General features: G+C 71.4%; 2 protein-coding genes and 1 pseudogene. 1 reads left to right on the top strand and 2 read right to left on the bottom strand.

The annotated features are described in order from the left end of the window. The coding region (locus tag KH616_RS23390) for an NAD(P)H-hydrate epimerase (RefSeq protein ID WP_292252358.1) at positions 1-1,049 on the bottom strand (1,049 nt) is incomplete at its 3' end. A 44-nt stretch (positions 1,050-1,093) separates the two neighbouring features. Then, positions 1,094-2,398, bottom strand: coding sequence for an FAD-dependent oxidoreductase (locus KH616_RS23385; protein WP_292252357.1), 1,305 nt, complete (start codon positions 2,396-2,398; stop codon positions 1,094-1,096). 219 nt (positions 2,399-2,617) lie between these two features. Here KH616_RS23385 and KH616_RS23380 point away from each other — a divergent pair. After that, a pseudogene (locus KH616_RS23380) lies at positions 2,618-3,142 on the top strand (phosphoribosylformylglycinamidine synthase); the annotation flags it as partial.

Here is a 3,142-nt window from a genome sequence, read left to right as displayed (position 1 = left end):
AGCGCGTCTGCGTCGAGCAGCGTGGCGGTGTCGCGCGTCAGCACGTGCTCGACGAGCTGCATCGCGGGCTCGCGCATGCCGAGCCCGCAGCCGATCGCCAGCGCGCTCATCGCATCGAGGTTCAGGTCGCTGGCGGAATGCAGCATCAGTTCCGGAAACGGCGGATCGTACGGCGGCGCGCCCGTGCCGAGAAAACCTGCGTGCACCTTGCCCGCGCCGGCGAACAGCGCGGCGCGGGCGGCGAGAATCGGCGCGCCGCACATTCCCGTGTCGCCGCCAATGACCGCGAGGCTGCCGAACGTGCCTTTGTTGGATGCGAAGGTGCGCGCGGGCAGCGCGTGGGCGAACAGCGCCGTGGCATTCAGCGTCGCGGCGGGCGTGGCGGGCAGCGCAACGTCGAGCGACGCGAGGTGGATCTCGCCCGCCAGATCGCGCCCGTCGATCATGTAGAGGCCCGGCTTCGCCGCAATGAAGGTGAGGGTGTGCGTTGCCGCAACGGCTTCGCCTGCACCGACGACCTGGCCGGTGTCGCTGTCGAGGCCGCTCGGCACGTCGAGCGCGAGCACGCTTCCGCTGTTGCGGGCGCGCGCGGCGATGCGCGCGGCCATCTGCGCGTATGCGCCGTCGAGCCCGCGCGCGAGACCGATGCCGAACAGACCGTCGACGACCCACGCGTAGCCGTCCAGCGACGCGGGCGGCGCTGTCGCGATCGGCACGCCGGCGGCGCGCGCAAGGCCCAGCGCCCATTGGGCGTCGTCCGGCTTCACGGCCACGGGCATCCAGGCCTCGGTCGGCACGCCGAGCTGCTGCAGTTCCGCCGCGGCAACGAGCGCGTCGCCGCCGTTGTTGCCGGGGCCGACCGCGAACCCTACCGGGCGGTCGTCATGCGCGAGCCGTTCGGACAGCCAGCGTGCGGCGGCATCGCCCGCACGTGCCATCAGCGTGTGCGGCGGCAGCGAGGCGGCCGCCGCGGTCTCGGCGGCGCGCAGGCCGTCGACGCGCAGCAGCGCGATCGGGTCATGGTGAGGAAGGGGGCGGGCGAAGGTCATGGCGGCTGGATGAGTGTGCCGCCCGGAAAAGCCCGCGCGGCCGGTCAGGATGTGAAGCGCTCGGCGCGCAGCGCGGCAAGCGTGTCGGCGGGCCAGTGCGCTGTGTTGCCGCCGATATAGTCGGCCACCACTTTAGCAGAGCCGCAGGCGAGCCCCCAACCGGCGGGACCGTGCCCGAAGTTGGCGAACACGCGCGGATGCGGGGTCGGACCCACGACCGGCAAGCCGTCCGGCGACAGCAGCTGCGTGCCGCGCCACGGCAGCGCGGCGGAAATCCTCGCCGCGCCGGGTGTCCAGTCGTGTGCGGCCTGGCCGAGCAGCGCGAGCGCCGTTTCCGACAGCGGCTCGGGAAGCGGCCGCGCGGTGTCCCGCAGGCTCTGCAGCACGGCGCCGCCGCCGATGCGCAGCCGCTGATGGGTGGGCGTGATCGCGATCCGCTTGATCGAATCGACGACGGTGAGGTGTGGCGTGTGCTCTTCGTATGCGACGGGCGCGGTCAGCGTATGAATGCGCATCGGATGCAGCGGCAGCGAGCAGCCGAGCCGCTCGAGCAGGGTGAGGCTGTCCGCGCCGGCGGTCACCACGACCGCATCGGCGGAGATCACGTCGACTTCGCGCGATTTCGCCGCGCGCCGGTCGCCGCGCGGCGGCGCGAGTTCGATCGCGGCTCGGCCCGAGTCGGTGCGGATTGCGGCCACCTCGGCGCCGAAGCGGAACTGCACGCCGTGTTCGTCGAGCGCCTGCTTCACGAGCTTGGCGAACAGCGGGCAGTTCGCCGTGCGTTCGGTCTCGAGCAGCACTCCGCCGGCAAAGTCGGGTTCGGCCGGCACCGACGGCTCGAGCGCGGCGCATTCGGCGCCCGTCAGCGTGCGGTGCGGCAGCTCGAGCGTGCGCAGCAGGTCGAGCGCCGGTTGCATGGCTTCCCAGTCGCGCGCGTCGCGCACGACGTGCAGCACGCCGGCCTTCTGTTCGAATTCGAGACCGAAGCGGGTTTCGATATCGGCGATCGCGTCGCGCGACGCGTCGATCAGCGGGCGCAGGCGTGCATACTGCGCGGCGAACGCGCCGGGCTCGGCCAGTTCGCCGAGACGCTTCACGAAGCGGCGCACCTGGCCGTTCAGGCCCGGCTTGTAGACGATGCCGCTGTCGCGCGGCTGGCGCTGCCGCATGAAGGTCGGCCCGAACCAGATGTCGAGCGGGCTGGGCAGCAGCGTGCCGCCATCGCCGTAGGTCGCGCCCTGGGCCACGGTCGCGTGGCGCTCGACGACGCATACGCGATGGCCGGCCGCGCGCAGCTGATAGGCGGTGGCGACGCCGCTGATTCCGCCGCCGATGACGATGACATCCATGGATTGCTTCGATGGCGGGCGGCGGCGTGGCCGCCCGGGGGTGATTCGCGTGACGGGCCGTGCGCGGCCCGCGGTGAAGGCCGAATGATAGCGCCAAACGGGCGTGTGGCGGGCCGGGCGGTGCGGTGAGCCTTGGGCGGCTGACTTCCGGGTATAATTACGGCCTTCCTTTCGCCCCATGTCGCCACGTTGCGCGACTCACCGACGTCAGTCCAGCCCATGGCTCACTTCTCGTGTTTTCCCGGCGCTTCGGCCCTTTCCGATTTCCGCCAAACCCGTCTGCTCGACACGCTCAGGCAAATCGACGCCAATATCGTCGCGGTTCGCGGCCAGTATCTGCATTTCGTCAACGCCAGCGAGCCGCTGTCGGCCGACGACAACGCGCGCATCGACGCGCTGATGCACTACGGCGCGCCGTTCGAACCGGCGTCGGAGAAGGGCGCGACCGAGTCCTTCGTCGTCCTGCCGCGCTTCGGCACGGTCTCGCCGTGGGCGAGCAAGGCGACCGACATTGCGCAGCACTGCGGTCTGTCGCGCGTGCGCCGCATCGAGCGAGGCGTCGAGTTCACGGTCACGCTGAAATCGGGGCTGCTGGGCGGCAAGAAGACGCTGTCCGACGAAGCGCGCGCGGCCGTTGCTGCCGCGCTGCACGACCGGATGACCGAAAGCGTCGTGGCGGCGCGCGACGACGCGCGGCACCTGTTCGACGAACTGCCAGCCAAGCCGCTGTCGAAGGTCGACGTG

Origin of the sequence: Burkholderia sp., from assembly GCF_018375725.1 — a bacterium.
In the GTDB taxonomy this organism is placed as follows: domain Bacteria; phylum Pseudomonadota; class Gammaproteobacteria; order Burkholderiales; family Burkholderiaceae; genus Burkholderia.
The sequence above is the reverse complement of the archived record's forward strand: the minus strand, read 5'-3'. Positions and strand labels throughout refer to the sequence as shown.

What these genes read in the sequence shown, in the direction of transcription:
- KH616_RS23385 (WP_292252357.1), bottom strand. Translation starts at nt 2,398, where the DNA reads ATGGATGTCATCGTCATCGGCGGCGGAATCAGCGGCGTCGCCACCGCC.